General features: G+C 66.2%; 21 protein-coding genes. 15 read left to right on the top strand and 6 right to left on the bottom strand.

The genetic code is table 11. The features are described from left to right. The first annotated feature begins 2 nt into the window (after positions 1 to 2). The 3 genes from ACLMAL_RS14880 (at position 3) to ACLMAL_RS14870 (ending at position 2,833) form a co-directional block, all read left to right on the top strand. The gene (locus ACLMAL_RS14880; RefSeq protein WP_411999600.1) at positions 3 to 1,103 is read left to right on the top strand and encodes an amidohydrolase family protein; all 1,101 of its coding nucleotides are present in this window, start codon (positions 3 to 5) and stop codon (positions 1,101 to 1,103) included. Then, entirely contained in the window at positions 1,039 to 1,539 is a 501-nt protein-coding gene (locus ACLMAL_RS14875) for a hypothetical protein (protein WP_411999599.1), read from the top strand. Before ACLMAL_RS14880 ends, ACLMAL_RS14875 begins: the two co-directional genes overlap by 65 nt. Before the next feature lie 70 nt (positions 1,540 to 1,609). Further along, positions 1,610 to 2,833 carry an RtcB family protein gene (locus ACLMAL_RS14870; protein ID WP_411999598.1) on the top strand — a complete coding sequence of 408 codons (1,224 nt, stop codon included), beginning with the start codon at positions 1,610 to 1,612 and terminating at the stop codon, positions 2,831 to 2,833. Between the two features lie 155 nt (positions 2,834 to 2,988). Here ACLMAL_RS14870 and ACLMAL_RS14865 read toward each other — a convergent pair whose 3' ends face one another. Beyond that, a complete protein-coding gene (locus tag ACLMAL_RS14865) occupies positions 2,989 to 3,471 on the bottom strand; it encodes a hypothetical protein (RefSeq protein WP_411999597.1) in 483 nt (160 codons plus the stop codon). 336 nt (positions 3,472 to 3,807) lie between these two features. On the opposite strand from ACLMAL_RS14865, the gene ACLMAL_RS14860 reads away from it, so the two are divergent. Both ACLMAL_RS14860 and ACLMAL_RS14855 read left to right on the top strand, forming a co-directional pair. After that, positions 3,808 to 5,928, top strand: coding sequence for a RecQ family ATP-dependent DNA helicase (locus ACLMAL_RS14860; protein WP_411999596.1), 2,121 nt, complete (start codon positions 3,808 to 3,810; stop codon positions 5,926 to 5,928). 429 nt (positions 5,929 to 6,357) lie between these two features. Continuing rightward, the gene (locus ACLMAL_RS14855; RefSeq protein ID WP_411999595.1) at positions 6,358 to 7,620 is read left to right on the top strand and encodes a HEAT repeat domain-containing protein; all 1,263 of its coding nucleotides are present in this window, start codon (positions 6,358 to 6,360) and stop codon (positions 7,618 to 7,620) included. A gap of 444 nt (positions 7,621 to 8,064) precedes the next feature. Here ACLMAL_RS14855 and ACLMAL_RS14850 read toward each other — a convergent pair whose 3' ends face one another. The 3 genes from ACLMAL_RS14850 to ACLMAL_RS14840 form a co-directional block, all read right to left on the bottom strand. Then, positions 8,065 to 8,298 (bottom strand): hypothetical protein, encoded by a 234-nt coding sequence (locus ACLMAL_RS14850; protein WP_411999594.1) that lies wholly within the window; start codon positions 8,296 to 8,298, stop codon positions 8,065 to 8,067. Positions 8,299 to 8,529: 231 nt separating this feature from the next. After that, positions 8,530 to 8,838, bottom strand: coding sequence for a hypothetical protein (locus ACLMAL_RS14845; protein WP_328410517.1), 309 nt, complete (start codon positions 8,836 to 8,838; stop codon positions 8,530 to 8,532). Further along, complete coding sequence (locus ACLMAL_RS14840; protein WP_328410516.1) at positions 8,835 to 9,083, bottom strand: hypothetical protein; 249 nt, start codon at positions 9,081 to 9,083, stop codon at positions 8,835 to 8,837. Before ACLMAL_RS14840 ends, ACLMAL_RS14845 begins: the two co-directional genes overlap by 4 nt. A gap of 40 nt (positions 9,084 to 9,123) precedes the next feature. Between ACLMAL_RS14840 and ligD the strand changes: the two genes are divergently transcribed. From ligD to ACLMAL_RS14790, 10 genes are all read left to right on the top strand, one after another. Next, positions 9,124 to 10,092 carry a non-homologous end-joining DNA ligase gene (gene ligD / locus ACLMAL_RS14835; RefSeq protein ID WP_411999593.1) on the top strand — a complete coding sequence of 323 codons (969 nt, stop codon included), beginning with the start codon at positions 9,124 to 9,126 and terminating at the stop codon, positions 10,090 to 10,092. 176 nt (positions 10,093 to 10,268) lie between these two features. Continuing rightward, positions 10,269 to 11,225 carry a D-isomer specific 2-hydroxyacid dehydrogenase family protein gene (locus ACLMAL_RS14830; RefSeq protein ID WP_411999592.1) on the top strand — a complete coding sequence of 319 codons (957 nt, stop codon included), beginning with the start codon at positions 10,269 to 10,271 and terminating at the stop codon, positions 11,223 to 11,225. A 356-nt stretch (positions 11,226 to 11,581) separates the two neighbouring features. After that, on the top strand, positions 11,582 to 12,571 hold the full coding sequence (locus ACLMAL_RS14825; protein WP_411999591.1) for an alpha/beta hydrolase: 990 nt from the start codon (positions 11,582 to 11,584) through the stop codon (positions 12,569 to 12,571). A 1-nt stretch (position 12,572) separates the two neighbouring features. Then, positions 12,573 to 13,478 carry an SDR family NAD(P)-dependent oxidoreductase gene (locus ACLMAL_RS14820; protein WP_411999590.1) on the top strand — a complete coding sequence of 302 codons (906 nt, stop codon included), beginning with the start codon at positions 12,573 to 12,575 and terminating at the stop codon, positions 13,476 to 13,478. Position 13,479: 1 nt separating this feature from the next. After that, the gene (locus tag ACLMAL_RS14815) at positions 13,480 to 14,406 is read left to right on the top strand and encodes a ferritin-like domain-containing protein (protein ID WP_411999589.1); all 927 of its coding nucleotides are present in this window, start codon (positions 13,480 to 13,482) and stop codon (positions 14,404 to 14,406) included. A 5-nt stretch (positions 14,407 to 14,411) separates the two neighbouring features. Beyond that, entirely contained in the window at positions 14,412 to 15,911 is a 1,500-nt protein-coding gene (locus ACLMAL_RS14810) for a flavin-containing monooxygenase (protein WP_411999588.1), read from the top strand. A gap of 104 nt (positions 15,912 to 16,015) precedes the next feature. Continuing rightward, positions 16,016 to 16,777: a MerR family transcriptional regulator gene (locus tag ACLMAL_RS14805; protein ID WP_411999587.1), complete on the top strand. Its 762-nt coding sequence runs from the start codon at positions 16,016 to 16,018 to the stop codon at positions 16,775 to 16,777. Positions 16,778 to 17,199: 422 nt separating this feature from the next. Continuing rightward, the gene (locus tag ACLMAL_RS14800) at positions 17,200 to 18,009 is read left to right on the top strand and encodes a DUF72 domain-containing protein (protein WP_411999586.1); all 810 of its coding nucleotides are present in this window, start codon (positions 17,200 to 17,202) and stop codon (positions 18,007 to 18,009) included. A gap of 291 nt (positions 18,010 to 18,300) precedes the next feature. Continuing rightward, the gene (locus tag ACLMAL_RS14795; RefSeq protein WP_411999585.1) at positions 18,301 to 19,395 is read left to right on the top strand and encodes a methyltransferase; all 1,095 of its coding nucleotides are present in this window, start codon (positions 18,301 to 18,303) and stop codon (positions 19,393 to 19,395) included. A 106-nt stretch (positions 19,396 to 19,501) separates the two neighbouring features. Next, entirely contained in the window at positions 19,502 to 19,819 is a 318-nt protein-coding gene (locus ACLMAL_RS14790; protein ID WP_411999584.1) for a hypothetical protein, read from the top strand. A gap of 9 nt (positions 19,820 to 19,828) precedes the next feature. On the opposite strand, the gene ACLMAL_RS14785 is transcribed toward ACLMAL_RS14790, so the two are convergent. Together ACLMAL_RS14785 and ACLMAL_RS14780 are read right to left on the bottom strand one after the other, a co-directional pair. After that, positions 19,829 to 20,770 (bottom strand): hypothetical protein, encoded by a 942-nt coding sequence (locus ACLMAL_RS14785; protein WP_411999583.1) that lies wholly within the window; start codon positions 20,768 to 20,770, stop codon positions 19,829 to 19,831. A gap of 46 nt (positions 20,771 to 20,816) precedes the next feature. Next, the gene (locus ACLMAL_RS14780; protein WP_411999582.1) at positions 20,817 to 21,434 is read right to left on the bottom strand and encodes a nitroreductase family protein; all 618 of its coding nucleotides are present in this window, start codon (positions 21,432 to 21,434) and stop codon (positions 20,817 to 20,819) included. Position 21,435 lies beyond the last annotated feature (1 nt).

The following is a 21,435-nucleotide window of genomic DNA, read 5'->3' as shown; positions in this document are numbered from 1 at the left end:
CGATGCTCACCGACGGTGTCCCGCTCACCGACCACCATTGCCACGGCGTGGTCACCGATGACCTGGACCTGCCGCACTTCGAGGAGTTGCTGGGCGAAGGGCAGCGCGGAACGTTCGAGTCATCGATCGGACTCGCGGTGCGGCGCTGGTGTGCGCCCGTGCTCGACCTGCCGCCGCACGCCGAACCGGACGACTATCTGACCCGTCGCGCCGAACTGGGCTGGCGCGAGGTCTCGGCGCGCTTATTGCGTGCGGCCGGCACGACTCGATGGTTCCTCGACACCGGTTTCGGGTCCGATGACCTGGCGGCCTTTGCCGAGCTCGCCGCGGGAGAGGTCGGCGAGGTTGTGCGTCTCGAGCAGGTCGCCGAACAGGTTATTGCCGAGATCGGCACGCCCGCAACACTATTCGATCATGTTGAAGCCGCACTGCGCGAGCGAGCCCGACAGGCTGTCGGCTTCAAGACGATAGTCGCCTACCGGTGCGGCTTGGATTTTCCACTCGTGCACACGGACCCGACTACGGTCACCTCTGAACAACGCCTTACCGATCCGCAGACACTGGGCCGCCTTATCGGACTCGGCGCGCGCCTCGGCGCCGAGCTGGGTCTCCCGCTACAGTTCCACACCGGATTCGGCGACACCGACCTGCGCTCGACACGCGCCGATCCCCTGTTGCTCACCGATTTCCTGCGTTCGACCGCGGATACCGGGCTCACCGTCGTGCTCTTGCACTGCTGGCCCTTCCACCGCAACGCCGCGTATCTCGCGCATGCGTATCCACATGTGCTGATGGACGTCGGACTGGCGATTCCCTATGTGGGACATCGCTCTTCGGCTGTGCTGGCCGAGACGCTCGAGCTCGCGCCGTTCCGATCGCTGTGCTACTCCTCCGACGGCTACGGACTGCCCGAACTGCACTATCTCGGTGCGAAACTCTGGCGCCGCGGTCTCGGCCTACTGCTCGACGAATGGCTGGCCGCGGACGCGATCACCGTCGCCGACGCCGAACGGCTGGTCGCCGCTGTCGCGCACGGCAATGCGAAGCAACACTACCCGCCCATCCCGCATCACGGACCGACGTCGAGCACTCATTCTGGATGAATTCGGCCGTGGTGTTCGACGCACCGGACGCGCGGATGACAACGGGCAATCCGACCGGCACCGACCCGCGCTGGTTCGAGCGGTCGACGAGCCTGCCGCCACCACCGACGCCGCGCGATGGCAGGAGTTCGGTGCGCTGGCACTTCCCGAGGCGTCGGCATCGGTCGACGCGCTGGTCATGCAGTACACAGCGCAATACGACGGGCGGATCGCCCCAGAGCTCGACGACACGGCTTTCACCTACACGATCACCGGACTCACCCGAACCGGCCCGGATCGGCGAGCTTCCTCGCGCACGAGGCATGCATTGATGTGCCGGCAAATACCGGCAGTCTTCAAGGACATCGACTACACCGGGACGAAGGCGCGCCGCGCGGCGGGGCCTGGAAATTATGTGGCCTTGCGCCCTACTTCATGGAGCACTGACGGCGGATAATGGAATGCGAGGCCGACGCAACGACCTCTAGCGTTGGGGGAACAGATCAATCGAGAGAAGGACGTTCCCCATGTTTCCCGTCGAGCTGCGCGGCACCAGGGCGCAGACGCTGATGTGGGCCCACGAGCACGACATCGACCAGGCCGCGCTGCGGCAACTGCGAAATATCGCGCAACTGCCCTGGGTGCACGGCGTCCGCGTGATGCCGGACGTTCATCTCGGTAAAGGCGCGACGGTCGGCTCGGTCATCGCGATGAAGGACGCGGTGGCGCCCGCCGCCGTCGGTGTCGACATCGGCTGCGGCATGGAGAGCGTGAAAACCGACCTCACCGCCGCCGACCTTCCGGACAATCTGCATTCGCTGCGCTCGCGCATCGAAGCGGCGGTGCCGGTCGGTTTCCAGGCGCACAAGGACGCGGTCGATGTCTCCCGGCTCGGCGGGGAGTTCGCCGCATCGCACGGCGACCTCGCGCGGTACAAGACGGGCTGGGATCGGTTCTGGTCGTCCTTCGGGTCGCTGAACCCCGGGGTGCAGGCGCTGGAGTCCAAGGCGCACAGGCAGATCGGTTCGCTCGGCGGCGGCAACCACTTCATCGAGGTATGCCTCGATGAGAACGACTCGGTGTGGATTCTGCTGCACTCCGGCAGCCGGAATATCGGCAAGGAACTCGCCGAGCGGCACATGACAGTCGCGCGGCGGCTGCCGCACAACGCCGACCTGCCGGATCGCGATCTGGCCGTATTCCTTTCCGGCACACCGGAGATGGATGCCTATCGGCGCGATCTGACCTGGGCGCAGGAGTACGCCGCACGTAACCGCGCGGTGATGCTGTCGCTGGTCTGCCGTACGGTCCGGGACGAGTTCGCCGGACGTGTGGTGGGTTTCGACGACCCGATTTCATGCCACCACAACTATGTGGCCGAGGAGACGATCGACGGCGTGCCGATGCTGGTGACCAGGAAGGGCGCGGTGCGCGCCGGGGCGGGCGACCTCGCGTTGATCCCCGGCTCGATGGGCACCCGCTCCTATGTGGTGCGCGGCAAGGGAAATCCCGCCTCGTTCCAGTCGGCCTCGCACGGTGCAGGACGGCGGATGAGCCGCAACGCGGCCAAGAAGCAGTTCACCGTCGCCGACCTGATCGCCCAGACCGAGGGCGTCGAGTCCCGCAAGGACGCGGGCGTGGTCGACGAGATCCCGGCCGCGTACAAGGACATCGACGAGGTCATCGCAGCGCAGCAGGACCTGGTCGATATTGTCGCCACGCTGCGTCAGGTGCTCTGCGTCAAGGGTTGACGGGCGGCCGCGCCCATCGAGTGTGGGCGCGGCCGGCCCGGCTCGCAGGGCAAGCGTGCCGGATTCCGATCGCCGGCTTCTCGTTTCGCCACCGGCAGCAGGCCCGGCTGTCCGAGGCAACCGCGAGGGCAGCCGCGAGCTGGGTGGTGCCGGGTTCAGCGACGTCTCATGGTGGCTGCGATGCCGGAGCCGACCAGCATCATGCCGGTGATGAGGGCGAAGCCGTTCATCAGCCAGGCGTGCAGCGCTTGGTGCATCTCGCCGGACAGACGGGGTAGGTCTTCGACGATTCGCCAGGTGTCGTCCGGGAAGGTCAAGTGTGCGACGCCCGGGATGAGGCCCCAGACGAGGCCGGCGATCACGGTGCCTGCCGGGGAATAGCCCGCCAAGGTTGCCACCAGGAACAGCAGTAGCGCCCCGCCGACCATTTGGAAGGTGGATCCCCACCGCGAGCCCACATCACCGAAGATGACCCATTGCCGGGTGTCCAGTGCCCCGTGTGCGGCAAGCCCGACCCCGATCGGCGTCACCACCAAGCCGATCACGGTGCCGACCACGGTCCGTGAGGCGTTGCCGCTGGTGCGGAACTGGGCGCCGGGCGGCGACCAACCGGGCGGTGGCTGATAGCTGCTCGACATGGTTGCCTCCTGCGCGGTCCCGCGGTGCCGAGGAAATCCTCTCACCCTATTGTCCGGTGTCCAGCGGGATTTCACGTTTCGTAACGGGATCGGCGCAGGACAAAGCAGTGCTCGCGCATGTCCTGACAACCATCCGACAGTCGCCCTGGTCGCCATCGGGCACGCGAGTGCCCGCCGGCACCGGGCAGAGGTGTTTCTTGCGTCGGCGTCGGCGCGCACCGGTTCGCGCGCAGCGACACATGTCGGCTCGGATCACATCCGCGGCGACTACCCCCGGAACGGCGGCCGACGACGCGGCCCGAACCGCTGTCGGTGCCATCCGGCACGATGGAGCCCATGACCACGGCCGCGCACAGCGAAGCGATCGACCTCACCTCGCCACTGCGCGAGCGTGCCGAGGAACTGCTGCGCGAACTCGCGGGGCCGCAAGCGCGGCTACGCGAGGACCAGTGGACGGCAATCGAGGCGCTGGTGGTGCAGCGGCGCCGGGCGCTGGTGGTGCAGCGCACCGGCTGGGGTAAGTCGGCGGTGTATTTCATCGCGGCCAAGCTGCTGCGCAGGGCGGGGCGCGGGCCGACGGTGATCGTGTCGCCGCTGCTCGCGCTGATGCGCAACCAGGTCGCGGCCGCGCAACGGGCCGGCGTGGTGGCGGCGACCATCAACTCGGGCAATGTCACCGAATGGGACGAGATCCACGATCAGGTGGCCTCGGGCGATGTCGACGTGCTGTTGGTCAGCCCCGAACGGCTGAACAACCCGGACTTTCGCGACCAAGTGTTGCCGAAACTCGCCGCCGACGCCGGACTCGTCGTCATCGACGAAGCACATTGCGTCTCCGACTGGGGGCACGACTTCCGGCCCGACTATCGGCGGATCCGCACACTGATCGCCGATCTCGGCTCCGACGTTCCGGTCCTGGCCACCACCGCGACGGCCAACGATCGGGTGGTGACCGATGTGGCCACCCAGATCGGTACCGACACGCTGGTGCTGCGCGGCACCCTGGACCGGGAATCGCTGCACCTGTCGGTGGTGCGTTTCGCCGACGCGGTCGAGCGCACCGCCTGGCTGAGCGGACACCTCGGCGAGCTTTCCGGCTCCGGCATCGTCTACACCCTCACCGTCGCCGCTGCACACGATCTCGCCGACGTCTTGAATTCGCACGGGCACAATGTGGCCGCCTATACCGGGCAGACCGATACCGCTGAACGCGAAGCGCTCGAGACCGCGCTGCTGAACAACGAGGTCAAGGCGCTTATCGCGACCTCCGCGCTCGGGATGGGCTTCGACAAACCGGATCTGGGTTTCGTCGTGCATGTGGGCGCGCCGTCCTCGCCTATCGCCTACTACCAGCAGGTGGGTCGTGCGGGTCGCGGAACCGAGCGCGCCGAGGTGGTGCTGCTGCCCGGCCCAGAGGACGCCAGGATCTGGAGCTACTTCGCCTCGGTCGCTTTTCCACGTGAGCACATCGTGCGTGCCGTGCTGGATGCGCTGGATTTCGATCGGGCCATGTCGACCGCGGCCCTGGAGCCGTTGGTCGAATTGAACCGCTCCAGGCTGGAGATGGTGCTCAAGGTGCTCGACGTGGACGGCGCGGTGCGCCGGGTCCGCGGCGGCTGGATCGCGACCGGTCAGGAATGGGCCTATGACACCGAACGCTACGAGCGCCTCGCCGCGGCTCGCGAGGTCGAGCAGCAGGCCATGATCGACTATCAGTCCACGTCAGGGTGCCGGATGCAGTTTCTGCGCCGTCAGCTCGACGATCCGGGACTCCCTGCTCTGGAAGGGAATTCTCCCGGCTGCGGCCGCTGCGACAACTGCACGGGCACCCGGCCGGACGTCACGGTCGACGCCGCGGCCATCGCCGCGACCCGAGCCCGACTCGACCGCCCCGGCCTCGATCTCGCGCCACGCAAACAGTGGCCGACAGGCATGGCGAAGCTCGGAATTCCGCTGTCCGGCAAGATCTCCGACGGCGCGGAAACCGGCCGCGTCCTGGGCAGGCTCACCGATCTCGGCTGGGGCCAGCGCCTTCGTGCCCTGCTCGACGCCCCCGACGACCCCATCCCCGACGCGGTCTTCGATGCCTGCATCGCCGTGCTGCGCGACTGGAACTGGACCACCCGTCCCACCTCGGTCATGGCCCTGGAATCCCCCCGCTACCCCGTACTGACCGCCACCCTCGCTGCCCGCCTCGCCGAAGTCGGCCGCCTCCGCGACCTCGGCACCCTGCAAACCCGGACCGACAGCCCACCTGTCTCGGCCGCGAACTCCGCCCACCGCGTCGCCGCCCTCTACGACTCCTGGTTGCTCCCCGACCTCAGCTCGGTAGACGGTCCGATCCTCCTGGTGGACACCCTCACCGACACCGGCTGGACCATGACCCTCGCCACCCATGCCCTCCGCACCGCAGGCGCACCCGCAGTACTCCCCTTCGCCCTGGCGACACCCACCTGACAGGCCCAGACGCAAGATCCGCACCTCATCTCAGGCATCCAGATCCTTTCAGCGCAGCCGCAACGAGTACGGGCCCCGACAAGGTGCCGCTGAACTCTGGCCGCTCGAGGACTGCTGGACACGGCCGGGCGAGCGGTGCGGGCTCGCTGTGGTCCAGCCCGAGACAGTTGATCCATGGTCAGCCCTGTCATGGCCGCGTACCGCAACGGCACCTGGTTCTCGTTCTCGGAGTTGGTCTTCGACACGCGATACGGTGGAGCTGTTACTCATTCAGGCCGCCGTATTCTGTGCCGACCCGTCCACGGCTGCGTATGCATTGGCGGAGTTGATTGCCGATCGGGTGCTGCCGTCGCGAGAGTGCTCCCCTGGTACACGCCCAGGTGTGGAACATCGGGCGGATGCAAGAGGAAGAGGGTTGAAATAAACACAGTGGACGCACAGCTGTCGCGGATCGCAGACAAGCTCACGCAGGCAGCAGCAGACCCGAGACTGCTGGAATCCTTCGGTGCACACAAACATGGCTTCCAACTGAACCCACCGCTGTCGGAGTCGACCGTTGCGGCGTTCGAAACCGAACACGGTGTTGCGCTACCCGAAGGCTATCGCCGGTTCCTGCTCGAGGTCGCAGATGGCGGTGCCGGGCCGAGCTATGGGTTGCTCACATTGGCCGATGCACACGATATGTTCGCGGACTGCTTCGCCGGACACCTCACCGAGCCGAGCCCATTCGTGCCCGGAATTGTGTATTCCGATGACTGGTGGGAACGGTTCCAGGGACCACAGGACCGCCCGGACCCGATACAGGGAACGCTGTCCATCGTTCATCACGGCTGCACCAGCTGCACCCAGCTCGTGATATCCGGACCTGGCCGCGGCCGACTGGTTGCCATCGATTTCAACGGTGTCCCGGCTCCCTATGTGCAGGAAGATCCCGACTTCTTGACCTGGTACGAGCGCTGGTTGGATGAACTGCTCGCTGGTTATGACGTGGCCGGGTTCGGATACAAACTTCCTGGAGACGAAGCCACACTGCTCGGGATCCTGGCCACCGATCCGTCGCCCGAGCGACGTGCGCGCGCAGCCACATCACTGCAATGTCTCCCCCAGCTCTCTCCAACAGCTGTTCAGGCCTTGGCGACTGCGGCTGGAGACCCTTCCGCACTGGTGCGGGCCACCGTGCTGGGATGCGCTTGGAGATCCGGGATCCCGATCGATGCGGCGGCGCGAGCGGCATTGAACGATCCGGACGCCTCGGTCCGCGCCGAGGCCATCAGTGTGTTGCGAGTTCTGAGCACACCCGATGTCGCCGAACGAGCCCGCGCCTTACTCGAGGACCACGACCGGGAGGTGACGTGGCGAGCGCTGTGGGCGCTGGCCGACAGCGGGGACCTGACGGTCGCGGACCTTGCCCCGTTGGCCGCACGACCTGATGCACGCGCCCGCGAATTGTCCCTGTACCGCCTTGCCGAAGCACGCGGTGACGCAACGGATCTGATCGCACGTACTCTGGCCGACGAACAACCGCAAGTACGCCGTCAAGCGATCCAGGCGGCAGAGAAACGCGACGACCGGGTACTGCTCCCGATCCTGCAACACATGATCCGGTCCGAAACCGACACCTATGTCCTGATCAACCTTCGCCGCGTCATCTCCGCGTGGACGGATACCCCGTCGATCAATCAGACCAGCTGACCACGCGGGCGACACTGCACGAACCCACTCAGCCTCGTTGTGCTGGCAGCCATCGAGGCAGACGACGAGGTCGCCGACCTTCGGACACCGCTATCCTGTCCGGCGCTGCGCTCGTCCCGGCGCCGATAAGCCACCATCCGACATGCCGCAGCCACCAGCCGCGCGAGCGCAGTGATATGGCGGCTCCCACCCCTCGAACCAACCTCCATTCGATCCAGTTTCGGCTGCCCTCCAAGGGTTTACCGGGCAGTGCTGGGCACGTCAGGTGAGGTACCCGGCTTTCTTTTCCGCAACTCGGGCAGGCAGGCCCACGGCTTCCAGCATGCGGACTGGCTGTGGATGCGTTCTTGGACTGTTCGGCATGACGCTGAGCTCACACCCGCCTTGAAGCCGACATCCGCTGTGCTGGATGGGTAGTTCGAGGACGAGGTGTCCGGTGCGGATTCACAGTGGTCGCGGGATGTCACTGTTGGGGTCCGGCAGGATGATGGTTTTGGGGTCGGGGTCTTGGGTGAAGGGGCGGGTCGCGCTCAATGGGTCTTCCGGTGGGATTGGTCGGCGTGGCTCTCTTACGCCTGCCGTGCCGCCGCTGTCGGGGCCGTCGCGGCCACCGGGGTTTCCGGCCGGTACCTTCCTGCCCATCAGTCTGCGGATCGCCCGCATCAGTTTTTGCTTCATTCCTCCAGTGTGCTCGCGCAACACCGCCGGGCCGAGAGTTTTCGCAGGTAGCGAAGCGGCCAGCAGCCATTGCGACCTGTGTGGGAACGATGGAGATGGGCTCGGCGGCGCGGGACGCGTGATCGCGGGCGACCGCTTCGATGCGGCGAGGCCGAGAGTGCGGCATATCGCGCCCTGATTTCGGGACTGCCGAGTCAGCGAGCCGAGTGTTCCGGCCTGCCCCTCGGCGGTTCAGAGGCTGAGTGTGGCGCGCAGGCGGGCGTCCAGGGAGTCGGTTTCCGTGGGCGTCAGCTCGCCGAGGTGCTCGGCCAACCAGGGGCGGTAGATGCGGTGTAGCTCCAACGCATCGGCCCAGCCGTGTGCGGTCTCGGCGGCCAGGACGTGGCCGGGATCGTCGTCCATCAGCGGGACGGCGCTCAGCCAGCGGTTGGGTGAGGTCATCACCGCGGTATCGGATACCAGCACAACTCTGGTTTGCCGCGGAAAAGGCGTGCCGTCACGCAACGTCGGTGCGTAGCGCCAGATTTCGCCGCGCCTCATGCCGCGCCGCGCGGGCCGCGGTCATCGGACTCGGCCGCCCTGGTGTGGTCCAGCTCGGCGTAGGCGGCCGCCAGCTCGGCGTCATCGTCGACCACCAGCTTCGCCAGGCTGTCGTGCACCAATGCGGTGCGCAGCGCGGAGTTGATCACCGACGACAGGCTGCGTTGCTGCCGGTCGGCCGCTTGTTCGGCCCATACGGCCACCTGCGGGTCCAACGTGACCGTCACGCGCTTCGCCTTGCTCATACCGAAATGCATACCAGTTCGACGCCAGGGTGGATCGGCTATGGTCGGACTCGTGGCCAGCAAATCTGCGACGCCCGCCATCGAGCTGGATGTCGGCGACCGCACGATTCGTATCTCCAACCCGGACCGGGTCTACTTCCCGGAGTCCGGCGCGACCAAGCTCGATTTGGTGCAGTACTACCTGAGTGTCGGGGACGGCATCGTCAACGCGCTGCGCGACCGGCCGTGCATGCTGCACCGGTTCCCGAAGGGGCTCGCGGGTGACAAGGTGCACCAGAAGCGGCTGCCCGCAGGCGCGCCGGACTGGATTCCGACCGTACGAGTCTTCTTCCCGCGTTATGGAAGACAGGCCGACGAGCTGTGCGTGCGCGAGCTCGCCGATGTCATTTGGGCAGTGCAGATGTCGACGGTCGAGTTCCATCCGTGGAATTCGCGGCGCGCCGACACCGAGCTCCCGGACGAATGGCGGATCGATCTCGATCCGATGCCGGATTGTCCGTGGTCGCGGGTCCAGCGCGTGGCGGGTGTCGTGCACGAGGTGCTCGACGAGCTCGGCGCGGTCGGCTGGCCGAAGACTTCCGGGGGCAAGGGTCTGCACGTATATGTCCGCATCGCACCCGAATTCGGTTTCAAGCAGGTGCGCCGGGCCGCGCTGGCGTTCGCGAAAGAGGTCGAGCGGCGGGCGCCCGACGACGTGACAACCACGTGGTGGCGCAAAGACCGCGATCCGAAACTGCTGTTCGTCGACTACAACCAGAATGCCCGCGACCACACCATCGCGGCCGCCTATTCGGTGCGCGGTGTGCCGGAGGCCACCGTGTCCACACCGATCCGCTGGGACGAAATCCCCGATGTCGATCCGCACGACTTCACCATGAAAACGGTGCCCGCCCGCTACGCCGAACTCGGCGATCTACATGCGGGCATCGACGATGCGATATTCCGCATCGAGCCGCTGCTGGACTGGGCGGAACGCGACGGCGTCGATGTCGACTTGGACGAGGAGTAGGGGACCGACCCAACCCGGGACGACCCCAGCGCCGGGACCATCACGATCACGCGGATTCTGTCGCTGAGGTCCGACGGCCTCGGGTGCTACCTTCGCTTCTGGACACCCGCGAATAGTCCGCGGGCCGCCACCCTCACCGCGAACGCACCGTCGTACCTACTGCAGGAGGTCTCGAGATGAGCCGACCCGAGTTCCCGGTGCCAGTCGCGATCGGCCCGGGCGCCCCCGCCCCGACACTGCTGCAGAAGGCAGTCGTCGAAGGCGGGGCCACCCTGACGGAACTGGCGCAGGCCCGAGGATTGATCTGGGTCGGCGGCCCCGGCGAATTCCCCGACGAACTGCCCGAGCGCATCGAATGGGTGCAGCTGCCCGCAGCCGGTATCGAGGACTGGTTCACCGCTGGCATCTTCGCCAGGCACCCGGATATTCGATTCACCTCCGCCGCAGGCGCTTTCGCCGCCAGCGTGGCCGAGCACGCGCTGATGCTGCTGCTGGCCGGCGTGCGCTACCTGCCCGAGCACCTGCATGCGGCGAGCTGGCGGCAGCAGGACTTCTTCCCACACGTCGGCACCTTGCGCGGCAAGACCGTCACCATTGTCGGCGCAGGCGGTATCGGCCGCGCCCTGATTCCCATGCTGGTGCCGCTCGGCGCGCACATCATCGCCGTCAACCGATCCGGCCGCCCGGTGACCGGCCCCGGGATCCCCGACACCATCGAGACTATCGCCGCCGGCCAACTCGGGAAGGTATGGTCGCGCACCGACCATGTCGTGATCGCCGCTCCGGCGACACCTGCCACCGAGCGCCTGGTCGGTGCGGAGGAACTGGCTCGGCTGAAGCCGTCGTCCTGGGTCATCAACGTGGCCCGCGGCAGCCTGATCGACACCGACGCGCTGGTCGCGGCGCTGGCATCGGGCGCGATCGCGGGCGCGGGCCTCGATGTCACCGACCCAGAACCGCTGCCCGACGGCCATCCGCTTTGGGTCCTGCCGAATGCCATTGTCACCCCGCATGATTCGAACCCGCCGCAACTGCGCTTGGCGGCCTTCGCCGACCATGTCGCCGCGAATGTCGCACGGTTCGTCGAGGGCAGAGATCTGCTCGCCCCGATCGATACCGAGCGCGGATACTGAGGCCTACCCGACGGATCGCCCATCACATGGGGATACGTGGTCCGGCCTGGCCGATGAGTGACGGCGACGACCAGGCCTGCTATTCGAGAAGCCGGCGGCCGAACTCTTTCGGCGGCCAACCCGCGGGCCTACGGCAGGTCGGCCGTGCTCGCGGCCTGTGGCCGGTTCGGGAGGGGGCGCACAGGCGGGTGCTGTCGAGCGCCGTCGCCATTGCGGCGGCGAGCCGACTCGACACGTTGATGCCCTGAAGCCGCGCCCAACCGAGGCCGGGCAGCCTCACAGTTGCGCCCCACCACAATCAGCCGTTTTCAAATGTACCATTGACAACTGGCACATTCATAGATGACTCTTAATGCATGACAAGGTCAATGAGGACCTCGGTCCCCGGCGTTCCCTCGGCGCCATCCGCGCGATCCCGGCTCGCTGCCACGGCAGCGGAGATCGGGATGCGGCCACTGAACAATGTGGTGCCGATGAACACCCCCGGCATCTGGTTCGCCCGGAAGCTGATCGCGACCGTCATGGCCGCGGCGGGGCCACCGCTGCGCGGCACCGCCGTCATCCAGGTCCGATCCGGTGCGGTCCGCGGCGAATGGGTGCGAGCGCCCGGCGTCGATTTCGGCAAGCGCGCCATCTACTACATTCACGGCAGCGGATACGTGCTGTGCTCGGCCCGCACCCATCGCGGACTTGCCTCGCAGCTGTCGAAGAAGACCGGGCTGCCGGTCTTCCTCACTGACTACCGGCTTGCGCCGGAGCATCGGTTTCCTGCCGCCGCCGACGATGTCGAGGCAGGATATCGGTGGCTGCTCGACCGCGGCATCGCCCCGCAAGATCTGGTGATCGCGTGCGATTCGGCGGGCGGGCATCTGGCACTCGATCTGCTGATCGAAAACGGCCGCCGGACCAGGCCACAGCCCGCTGCGGTCGCCATGTTCTCCCCACTGATCGATCTCACCCTCGGGCTGGCCGCCGAACAGGAACGGCGCCAACGGGATCCGATCATCTCGGCACGTGCGGCGAGCAGGCTGCCGCACGTCTACACCCGAGGCCTGCCCGCCGACGCACCCCGGCTGCGGTTGCGGGTGCCACCCGGCACGGCGCTGCCACCGATGTTGGTGCAGGCCGGCGGCACCGAAATGCTCAGTGCCGACGCGCAACACCTGCACGACATGGTGCGCGCCGCGGGCGGCAGCTGCGAACTCGAGATCTGGCCGGGCCAGGTGCACGTGTTCCAGGCTCTGCCGCTACTCGCTCCCGAGGCCGACCGTGCACTGGACCGGGTCGCCGACTTCCTGCGCGCTGCAATGGTTTTCCCCACCACCGTCTCGGAAAAGGTGAGCTGACATGTTCGGACTGGAGAGACTCATCCCCCTGGGTATCCGCTCGCGCCGCACCCACGGGGCACAAGCCGTGGTGACGGGCGCCGGCAGCGGCATCGGCCGCGCCTTCGCGCTCGAAATCGCCGACCGCGGTGGGCAAGTGATCTGTGCCGACATCGATGAGGCACGTGCGGAGGAGACCGTCGCCCTCATCGAACGCAAACACCCTGGTGTGGCGCATGCGTTCCGGTGCGATGTCGCCAGCAGGGAAGACGTGGAGATCCTTGCGCGCTTCGCCGAATCGCTCTTCGAGCGCCCTGTCACGCTGGTGATCAACAATGCCGGCGTCGGCATCGGCGGAAAGCACGTCGGCGATATCGGATTCGACGACTGGGAATGGGCGCTCGGCATCAACCTGTGGGGCGTCGTGCACGGCTGCGAGATCTTCGCGCCGCAACTGCGCGCGGCCGGACGCGGCGGCATCATCAACGTGGCCTCGGCGGCCGGGTTCGCTGCCGCCCCTTCGATGGCCGTCTACAACACGTCCAAGGCCGCGGTGATGTCACTGTCGGAGACGATGGCCGCCGAAATGAGCGGCACCGGCGTTGCGGTCACCGTACTGTGCCCGACCTTCGTCAAGACCAATGTCGCTCGCGACGGTCGCATTACGCAGGAGGCGACCCGACTGGCCGACACCCTCATGCGTTGGACCGGCTTCTCCCCCGAGCAGGTCGCGCGCACCACCCTCGACGCGCACGACCGCGGCCAGCTGTATGTGCTTCCGCAGCTGGACGCACACCTCGTGTGGCGGCTCAAGCGCTACTTCCCCGCCCAGTACACCTATGCCCTCGGTCTCCTGGATCGGCTACTGCCACAGGAGAACTCGACCAGCACCGACCGTGTCACGGTCACCGACAAGACAGGAGTCTGACATGGCGACCGCTATGGACTTCGACGATATGCTCCGCAAAATCAAGGATCGGCAGTGGGCGCTGGCCGATATCGACTGGGACGCCCCTGGCGCGGAGACGATCTCGCCTGAACTGCACGTTAAGCTCAAGCCCTTCATGGCCGACCTGATGTGGATCGAGAATGTCGGCGCGCGCGGCTTCGCGGCAATGGCGAAGAAGGCGCCCACCGAGACGCTGCGCGAGATCTACCGCTACTTCCACGCCGAGGAGCAGAAGCACGCCAATGCCGAGCTCGCGCTGATGCGGCGCTGGGGCATGCTCGACGGTGACGAGATCCCGCAGCCGAATGTGAACGTCAAGCTGGTCATCGACTTCCTCGACAAGTACTCCGACGACATGTCGTTGTCGTTCCTCGGCACCGTGATCCCGATGCTCGAGGTGACTCTGGACGGCGCGCTGGTCAAGTTCATCATGGACGAGATCGATGACCCGATCTGTCAGGAGGCGTTCAAGAAGATCAATGCCGACGAATCACGGCATCTCGCAGTGGATTTCGCGGTGATGGATCTGCTCGGCCACGCCACGCTGCGTAAACTGCTCGTCGATCTGGTCGGTGGTTGGGCCAAGCCTTCGCTGCTCATCGGAGTGTTGAGCTACGTGCCGCTGCTGAACAAGATGCGCGACAACATCGTGGAGATGGGTGTCGACGAGGAGAAGCTGTACGCCGCGCTCAAGCGTTACGCGAATGTCGGTGAGCGCAGCGAATTCGCACGACGGCTGCCGATGTACCAGCTGGTCAAGATGCACGGCGGTTGGGTGATCAACCGCGATCATCCCTACCATCTGGTGGCCGACGCGCTGGTCAAGATCACTGCCCGGGTCCCCAAGCGGCTGCTGCGGCCGCAGCCGACCTGGTCGAAGGAACTCACCTACGAGCCTGCGGCGTGAGCACGATGAGCACCAAGACCCTCGACGTCGCGGTGATAGGCGGCGGGTTCGCCGGCATCGGCACCGCAATTCGCTTGAAGCAGCACGGGATCAGCGATTTCGCGATCTTCGAACGCGGCACGACGATCGGCGGCACCTGGCGCGACAACACCTATCCCGGTGCGGCTTGCGACATTCCGTCGCGGCTGTACTCCTATAGTTTCGCACCGAACCCGAACTGGTCGCACACGTATTCCGGGAGCGACGAGATCCTCGGGTACATCGAGTCGATGGCCGCGGAGTTCGGGCTGCACAGCCATTTCCGGTTCGGCCACAACATCACCGGCATCGTGTTCGACGAAACGGCCGGGCGATGGGACATCACCGTCGAGGGCAGGCCGGATGCCGTCCATGCTCGCACGGTGGTGCTGGCCTCCGGACCACTGGCCAATGCCAGCTTTCCCGCCATTCCCGGGCTGGAGAACTATCAGGGCCACAAAATCCACAGTGCTCGTTGGGATCACGACTACGACTTCACCGGCAAGAAGGTCGCGGTGGTCGGCACCGGGGCCAGCGCGGTGCAGATCATTCCGGAACTCGTCGACAAGGCAGCCTCGGTGAAGGTGTTCCAGCGGACGCCGGGCTGGGTGCTGCCGCGAGTCAATCGGCGCACCAACGCACTGACCAAAGAGCTCTACCGGCGGGTGCCCGCCGCCGAGAACCTGGCCAGGCGGGCCTGGTTCTACGGGCACGAGTCGGTCGCGCTCGGCGTCGTCTGGAATACGCCGTTGACCAGGGCGGTCGAGCTCGTCGGCCGGGCCCAGCTGCATCGGCAGGTGAAGGATCCGTGGCTGCGACGACAACTCACCCCGGACTTCCGAGCGGGCTGCAAGCGGCTGCTGATGACCGATGACTACTACCCGGCGTTGCAGCAGGACAATTGCAAACTGATCACCTGGCCGATCGCCCGTATCGCCGAGCACGGCATTCGGACCGCGGAAGGTGTTGAGCACCGAGCGGATTGCATCGTCTTCGCCACCGGATTCGATGTCGCCAAAACCGGCACACCGATCCCGATCACCGGACGCGACGGCCGGGTGCTCGCCGAGGAATGGCAGCGCGGCGCTTACGCGTACAAGAGCATTGCGGTATCCGGGTATCCGAACCTCTTCTTCACCTTCGGCCCGAATTCCGGCCCCGGCCACAACTCGGCGCTGGTCTATATGGAAGCGCAGATCAATTACCTGGTCGGTGCGATCGAGACCATTCTCGACAGGAATCTGCGGATGCTCGATGTGCGGCGCGACCGACAGGACCGCTACAACGCGGGAATACAGCGGCGGCTCACCGGAACCACGTGGAACTCGGGCTGCCGCAGTTGGTATCTCACCGAGGACGGATTCAACGCAACCATGTACCCGGGCTTCGCGACGCAGTACATCAATCAGCTGCGGACGGTCGACCTCGACGACTACAACGTCGTGCCCGCCGATACACGGACGCCACGGATCGCGGCGGTCTCCTGAGGTGGCGGTCGCCGGCCGCCGGAACGTTAGACTCGGTCGATCGATGACTGTGTTGTTCGGCTGCCGGCAGACCGGCGCCGCTCTGGGCGAGGGAGGTGAGGTCGATGCCGGAGTACCGGATCGATGACCTTGCTCGCGCCGCAGGCACCACCACTCGCAACGTGCGCGCCTACCAGGAACGCGGCCTGCTGCCGCCGCCCGCGGGCAAAGACGGGCGGGCCAGCATCTACGACGACGCGCACCTGGAGCGGCTGCGCCTGATCGACGCGCTGCTGCAGCGCGGCTTCACCACCGCGCACATCGCCGACTTCATCACCAGCTGGGAGACCGGCAAAGACCTCACCGAGGTGCTCGGCCTGCAGCACGCGGTGGCGGCCCCCTGGGCCAAGGACGAGACCTTCGAGGTGTCACGCGAGCTCATCGGCACCATCCTCGGCACCGACACCGACGAACTCGTCGACCGGCTCGCGGAGATGAAACTGGTCCGGTTCGAGGGCGACACCGTGGTGTTCACCGACACCCAGCTGCTGGCCTCGTTCGCCGAACTGCACGAATACGGCATCGAACTGCGCACCCTCATCGAGATCTACGCCAAGGTGGCCGACCGGATCGACGACATCACCCAGCTCATGATCACCGCGGCCAAACAACACATCGTGGATGAACACGGCCCCGGCTGGCTCCCCGAGACCAGCAGCGAAATCGCCGACACCACAACAATGCTCAACAAAATGCGCGAGCTGGCTGTCGCCTCGGTGCACACCACTCTGGCCCGCTCCCTCGACGTCACCCTGCGCCGAGAACTCGGCGACTACCTCGCCACCGCCGCCGAGCGCGAACGCCAACGCCACGCCGACACCCGCTGAGTTTTTTTTGGCCGCGCCTGCGGCGCGGCGTGTTCGCGGCCCCCTTGGTCTCGCTTCCGAGCGGCCGAGACTCGCGCCTTCGGCGCATGCGCTTCGGCCGCTCGGAAGCGAGACGGGCCGCGAACTCTAGTGCTGGATCTCGCTGCGCTCGGAAGGTGTCATCGTGCCCAATGGGTGTGTTGGTCGCCGGGGCTTGCGACTTCGGTGGATCCACTTGGGCTGGTGTCGAAGCGAGACAAGCTGCGAACTCTAGTGCTCGGTCTCGCTGCGCTCGGAAGGTGTCATCGTGCCGAGTGGGGGCGCGGGTGTGCCACAGTCGAGTCCCGTTCGCTGGCCTTCAGAGGCTGGCAGCCCCAACCCCGACAACGACGAGTGATGCGGCCTGCGGGTTCGCAGGGATTGTGTCTGCCACGATGGACAGCGTGGGCGAGATCCGGATCGGCACATCGGGGTGGGTGTATCCGCCGTGGCGCGGCACCTTCTATCCCGAAGGGGTGACCCACAAGAACGAGCTCGCCTATCTATCGCAGCAACTCGACAGCGTCGAGATCAATGGTTCGTTCTATGCCTTGCAGCGTCCGTCGAGCTACCAGAAGTGGGCGAGCCAGACGCCGGAGGACTTCGTGTTCGCGGTGAAGGGCAGCAGGTTCATCACCCATATGAAGCGGCTGCGCGACGGTGACGCCCTGCTGGCGAACTTCCTCGCGTCCGGTCTGCTTGCACTCGGCCCCAAGCTGGGGCCGATCCTCTGGCAGCTGCCTCCCAACTTCGCCTTCGATCCGGTCCTACTAGCCGAATTCTTCGGCCACCTGCCCCGCACGACGACACGGGCGGCCGAGATCGCGGCACAGCACGACCATCGGGTCGACCCCGGATTCACCACGACCGACGCCGAACGGCCGATGCGGTACGCGCTCGAGATCCGACATCCGAGCTTCGTCACGCCGCAGTTCACCGAACTGTTGGCCGCACACGACATCGCACTGGTCGTCGCCGACGCGGCAGGCAAATACCCGCTCATCGAGGACCTCACCTCGAATTTCGTCTACATCCGGCTGCACGGCCACGACGAGCTCTACGTCAGCGGCTACTCCGACGATGGCCTCGACATGTGGGCGGAGAAGATCCGCTGGTGGGCCGCGGACCGCGATGTATTCGTCTACTTCGACAACGACGCGAAGGTCATGGCACCGCGCGACGCCCTCGCACTCCAGGCGCGCCTCGGCGGCTGACCCTGCAGTCGGCATCGCGGTGCGAGGCGGCTCACCTCCGATACCGCCCCGGGTACCGGTCGGCCGAAGCCGGGTAGCGTGCCCGTCTCGACAAGCAAGCTCACGTCATCAGCGGTGGTACGGCCAGTGCAGGGCGCACCAACCGCCCACGGCCGATGTTTGCTCGCGGGAGCCGCGATCTGGGTGGCAACGCCGCTGGCGGCGTTGCTGCTCATTTAGCCGCGCGAGCGGCGAATCGCCACGTAGCCTCCTGATAGAAAACTTCTCGATACCCGACGGGATGGAGGCACGATGGCATCCAACCGATCGAAAGTTCCACCGCAGGCGCTGTTGCGGGTGATCGAATTCGCCCGCAATTCGATGGCGGGGCTGCACCGGCGACTTGTGCCAGGGCATATCGCGCTGCTGGAAATGATCGTTGCCGGGTTCTTGACCCAGGCGATCCACGCGGCCGCCGCACTCGGTGTGGCAGACGCACTAGCCGATGGTCCGCGTAGCAGTGCGGAGTTGGCGCGCGCCACCGGCGCGAACGAGGACGCGCTACGTCGCCTGCTGCAGCTGCTGACGAGCCACGGCATCTTCGCTCGCCGATCGGACGGCAAATACACGCTCACCCCGATGGCACAGGCGCTGCGTCGGGATGCGAGCGTTTCGCTGCGCGATACCGTGCTCTTCTTCGGCTCGCCGATGCACCGCAATCATTGGACGCATCTGGTCGACGCGGTGCGCACCGGTGAAACCGTCGGCACGGATCTGGACGGCATGTCGTTCTTCGATTACGTGCAGAAAGACCGCGAGCTCGGCGAACTGTTCGACCGCGCCATGACCAGCATCGGCACCCTGGCGATAGAACCGCTGTTCGCCGCCTACGACTTCGGCCAGTACGGCACGATTGTCGACGTAGGTGGTGGACAGGGCACCCTGCTCACCGAAATCCTCTCCCGCACACCGACATCACGCGGCATCCTGTTCGATCTGCCGGAAGTGGTCGCGTCGGCGCCCGCCCGCCTCGCCGAACTCGGCCTCACCGACCGCTGCACGGTCGAAAGCGGCTCCTTCTTCGAGACGGTACCCAAGGGCGGCGACGCCTACATTCTCAAACACATCATCCACGACTGGTCCGACGACAAAGCCAAGCAGATCCTGAACACCCTGCGCGAGCAGATGCCCGAGGATGCGACGCTGCTGCTCATCGAACTCGTTCTCCCCGAAGACAATCGACCGCACCCGGGAAAATTCATCGACCTGGAAATGCTCATCAACGTAGGCGGCCGCGAACGCACCGAAGACCAATACCGAGACTTCCTGGCCGCCTCAGGATTCACCCTCGTGCGCCGTATCCCCACCGTAGCCCCCGACAATGTCCTCGAAGTGCGCCCCAGTTAGGTGCCGAGTGGCACCTGGCTGCGGCAAACGTCGAGAGAGGCACTCCACCATGTGCAAACGCGCCGAAAGGCGTTCGCAGCGGTGGGCTGCGCAGGAAAATAAGGCGATGACCACGGATCGGTCGGCGGAGTCCGGCGAGATGAATGACCCGCTACTGCTGGATGCGAGGCGGGCGCGGTTGCTCGAGCGGGTTCGCGAGTTACGAGGTGACCTCGAGGCACTCCGCGCGGAATACCAGGCGTTGCCGGGATCAGGGGTGCTGGTCGATACCGAAGGCATCGGAGCGTTGACCACGCCTGGGTACTGCATCGCGGGCGCGGTGGAAGTCTTCGAAGAGGCGCAGATCGAGTTGGATGCGGCCGCGGATGCGCTCGATCGGGCCGGAAGATTCACGACTCGACTGCGGCCTGTGGTGTTCGACTGACCTCGGTGATCAGGTCAGGACCAGCGCCTGAACGATCAGCACGAGGTAGAGGGCAAGAATGAACAGGACCGCGGGTAAGACCGGGTAGTCCGGTGTGCTCGCGCGTCGGAACTTCGATGCTGCCGTGGCTGGAATCAGTAAGAGCGCCACAGGAATCCAGGCGATCAGTGCTTGCGGCCCGGAGTAGGGCCACGGCCGAACCAGGGCGAGGTCGCCGAAAACCGCTACGGCGGCGCACACCAGCGCGGCAGTCGCGCTGCCGTCGGCACCCAAGGCATTCGAGTAGTACATCTCGCCGGGGCGCGGTGACTTGGATGTCTTGCGGGCGAATTCGAACTGGAGGAAAGCACCGGCGAAGATGATCGCGACGGCCGCTGCCTGCCAACGGGATCGGACTTCGCCGGTTCCGATCGCAGAAACGACGACGTACGCGGTGACGAGTAGCTGGACCGGGTAGGTGATGGCCAGGTTCAGCACGATGTCGGTGCGCACGGTTGTCGAAAGATTCTCCAGACCCCAGAGGACAAGGCCGTAGGCGAGTACGGCGGCGATCAACACCGCCGAACCGATCGAGAGTGTCAGGCTGGCGGCGATGGCGCCCACCGCGATGACCGCCATCGCGCTGCGCAGTTCGTTCGCGCTGATCGCGCCGGTTACCAGGGGGCGGTCGGGGTTGTGCACCCTGTCGTAGTCGAGGTCCTTCTGTTCGTCGACCATGCGCAGGTACAGCAGGACGAAGGCGACCACGACGATGCGGACAACAGTGGACGCGGTCGGATGCCATGACGAATCGGGCTGGGAGACAAGTGCTGCCGTGCCTTCGAGTGCGAGCACCCAGAGCACGCCGTACAGCAGGTAGTGCGGCTTGTACATCACCGCAGTGAATCGGGCGATGCGCGCGAGGGAGCCGAGCACGCGCGGAGTCGACGGTGTTGCTGCTGCACTGCTCATTCCGCGCCCCGATGCTCGCGGCTCGCCGCACCCACCGTTACGCCCCTCACTCCTCGCTCCAGCGGTTCCACATCGTCACCTCGGCGGCCGGAATGCGGCGCGGCCCTCGGCTTCTGGTACCAGGCAGCAGGTGGGCCACCGGGAGCATAGCGACCTGGGTTATCTGGTCGAAGGGGATGCCGAGGAGGTCGGCGATCTCTTGCTCATATACCAGGTGCGCGGTGGTCATGGTGGATCCGAGGCCGCGGTCGTGCAGGGCCAGCATGAAGTTCCAGACCGCCGGGTAGACGGAGCCGTAGAAGCTGGCGAGTTGGAGGGCTGCGGCGTTCGCGGGTGGGCGACCGAGCGAGCAGACGACCACCAGCGCCGGGACCTCGTGCAGGTGGGCGGCGAGGTAGCGGCCGGAGGCGAGGTCGCCGAGTTGATCGGGGCGTGGAGTGCGGGCGGACAGGTAGGCGGCAAAGCCTTTTCGGTAATACTCGGCGATCTGCTGTTTGGTACCGGGGTCCTCGACCACGAGGAAGCGCCACGGCTGCCGGTTGGTGCCGCTCGGGGCGTGCACCGCGACGTCGAGGCAGTCGAGCAGGTCCTGCCTGGCGACCGGCCTGGTGAGGTCGAGGCGGCGCCGGAAGGCCCTGGTGGTGGTCAGCAGATCGTTGCCCATC

The sequence above is a fragment of the Nocardia sp. CWNU-33 genome, assembly GCF_046764895.1.
Taxonomy (GTDB): Bacteria; Actinomycetota; Actinomycetes; order Mycobacteriales; family Mycobacteriaceae; genus Nocardia.
The sequence above is the reverse complement of the archived record's forward strand: the minus strand, read 5'-3'. Positions and strand labels throughout refer to the sequence as shown.

Coding starts and splice junctions, on each gene's coding strand:
- ACLMAL_RS14840 (WP_328410516.1), bottom strand. CDS start 9,083: ATGAGCAAGGCGAAGCGCGTGACGGTCACGTTGGACCCGCAGGTGGCC.
- ligD (WP_411999593.1), top strand. CDS start 9,124: ATGGTCGGACTCGTGGCCAGCAAATCTGCGACGCCCGCCATCGAGCTG.
- ACLMAL_RS14860 (WP_411999596.1), top strand. CDS start 3,808: ATGACCACGGCCGCGCACAGCGAAGCGATCGACCTCACCTCGCCACTG.
- ACLMAL_RS14780 (WP_411999582.1), bottom strand. CDS start 21,434: ATGGGCAACGATCTGCTGACCACCACCAGGGCCTTCCGGCGCCGCCTC.
- ACLMAL_RS14810 (WP_411999588.1), top strand. CDS start 14,412: ATGAGCACCAAGACCCTCGACGTCGCGGTGATAGGCGGCGGGTTCGCC.
- ACLMAL_RS14875 (WP_411999599.1), top strand. CDS start 1,039: ATGCGAAGCAACACTACCCGCCCATCCCGCATCACGGACCGACGTCGA.
- ACLMAL_RS14880 (WP_411999600.1), top strand. CDS start 3: ATGCTCACCGACGGTGTCCCGCTCACCGACCACCATTGCCACGGCGTG.
- ACLMAL_RS14790 (WP_411999584.1), top strand. CDS start 19,502: ATGACCACGGATCGGTCGGCGGAGTCCGGCGAGATGAATGACCCGCTA.
- ACLMAL_RS14870 (WP_411999598.1), top strand. CDS start 1,610: ATGTTTCCCGTCGAGCTGCGCGGCACCAGGGCGCAGACGCTGATGTGG.
- ACLMAL_RS14795 (WP_411999585.1), top strand. CDS start 18,301: ATGGCATCCAACCGATCGAAAGTTCCACCGCAGGCGCTGTTGCGGGTG.
- ACLMAL_RS14825 (WP_411999591.1), top strand. CDS start 11,582: ATGACAAGGTCAATGAGGACCTCGGTCCCCGGCGTTCCCTCGGCGCCA.
- ACLMAL_RS14845 (WP_328410517.1), bottom strand. CDS start 8,838: ATGAGGCGCGGCGAAATCTGGCGCTACGCACCGACGTTGCGTGACGGC.
- ACLMAL_RS14785 (WP_411999583.1), bottom strand. CDS start 20,770: ATGAGCAGTGCAGCAGCAACACCGTCGACTCCGCGCGTGCTCGGCTCC.
- ACLMAL_RS14830 (WP_411999592.1), top strand. CDS start 10,269: ATGAGCCGACCCGAGTTCCCGGTGCCAGTCGCGATCGGCCCGGGCGCC.
- ACLMAL_RS14850 (WP_411999594.1), bottom strand. CDS start 8,298: ATGAAGCAAAAACTGATGCGGGCGATCCGCAGACTGATGGGCAGGAAG.
- ACLMAL_RS14815 (WP_411999589.1), top strand. CDS start 13,480: ATGGCGACCGCTATGGACTTCGACGATATGCTCCGCAAAATCAAGGAT.
- ACLMAL_RS14820 (WP_411999590.1), top strand. CDS start 12,573: ATGTTCGGACTGGAGAGACTCATCCCCCTGGGTATCCGCTCGCGCCGC.
- ACLMAL_RS14805 (WP_411999587.1), top strand. CDS start 16,016: ATGCCGGAGTACCGGATCGATGACCTTGCTCGCGCCGCAGGCACCACC.
- ACLMAL_RS14865 (WP_411999597.1), bottom strand. CDS start 3,471: ATGTCGAGCAGCTATCAGCCACCGCCCGGTTGGTCGCCGCCCGGCGCC.